We start from the raw sequence: 1,217 nt of genomic DNA on the forward strand, positions 1-1,217 counted from the left end.
CCGCCCAGCGCCCCAGGGCGGCCCGGGCCGCCTACCGGGAGGCGGCCGAGGAGTGGAGTCGGCTGCCCGCGGGCATGCAGGTGCTAGGGGAGCCGACGCCCGAGGACACCGCACGCCGCCTCGAGGAGCTCACCGGTACACCAGGCCGGCCGACGACCACGGGGGATCCATGACCGACCGCGACGCCCGCGACCTTCCGGACCTCACCGCGCTCGACCTCGAGTCCCTGCGCCGCCTCGACCACCCGGTCCTGCGCGACGTCCTCGAGCGCCTTCAGGCCCGGCAGGACGACGGCACCGAGACGCTCTGGGGCTTCAACAACTCCGCACCGCAGTGACCCGGGCGGGGCCCCGGGCCGAGGCGGGGGCGGGTGCGGGGGCGGCGGCGTCATCCCCTGCAGGTACCTCCTCCGAAACCGGCAACGAGATCGGCACCGGCAGCACCGGCACCGGCACCGGAACCGGCAGCACCGGCACCGGTGCCGAGGCCGCCGGCGTCCACGCGCGTGTGCCGTTCCGCCAGTTCGTCGTCAAGACGCACGCCCGGTGCAACCTGGCCTGCCGGTACTGCTACCTGTACTCCGGCCCCGACCGGGGGTGGCGGGCACGCCCGCCCACGGCCTCCGCGGCGGTGCGTGAGCAGACCGCCCGGCGGATCGGTGAGCACGCCGCCCGGCACCGGCTGCGGCACCTCTCGCTGGTCCTCCACGGTGGAGAACCGTTGCTGCACGGCGCCGGACCGCTGGTCGCGTACACCGAGGCGGTGCGGCGCGCGGTGCCCTCCGGGAGCACCGTCCACGCCACCGTGCAGACCAACGGAACACTGCTCACCGACGAGAGCGCCGCTCTCCTTTCGGAGCACCGCATCACGGTGGGCCTCAGCATCGACGGCGGCCTCCCGCACCACAACCGCCGGCGGGTGGACCACGCCGGCCGCCCCTCCCACCCCGCCGTCGTCCGCGCCGCCCGCCTGCTGGCCGACCGTCACCGGGGCGCCTACGCGGGCCTCCTGGTGGTCGTCGACCCCACCCTCGACCCGGCCGAGGTCCACCGGTCGCTGCTGGAGCTCGACCCGCCCGCCCTGGACCTGCTGCTGCCCCACGGCAACTGGACCACGCCCCCGCCCGGGTCGCGGGCCGTGGACGGGTCCGGCGCCACCCCCTACGGCGACTGGCTCTGCGCCGTCTTCGACCTGTGGTGGCGGGCCCCCCGTCACCG

The 1,217-nt window shown here is 76.2% G+C and carries 2 protein-coding genes; both read left to right on the top strand.

What is annotated here, in order from left to right:
* Positions 1-169 precede the first annotated feature (169 nt).
* The gene (gene fxsA, locus HW445_RS31660; RefSeq protein WP_151770127.1) at positions 170-337 is read left to right on the top strand and encodes an FxSxx-COOH cyclophane-containing RiPP peptide; all 168 of its coding nucleotides are present in this window, start codon (positions 170-172) and stop codon (positions 335-337) included.
* Between the two features lie 170 nt (positions 338-507).
* A partial coding sequence (locus HW445_RS31665) for a radical SAM protein (protein WP_180224207.1) occupies positions 508-1,217 on the top strand: 710 nt, incomplete at its 3' end.

This window comes from Streptomyces sp. UH6, assembly GCF_013421635.1.
GTDB lineage: Bacteria > Actinomycetota > Actinomycetes > Streptomycetales > Streptomycetaceae > Streptomyces > Streptomyces abyssomicinicus.

Bases quoted from the DNA above. Each gene is read 5' to 3' on its own strand.
- fxsA (WP_151770127.1), top strand. From the start codon at position 170: ATGACCGACCGCGACGCCCGCGACCTTCCGGACCTCACCGCGCTCGAC.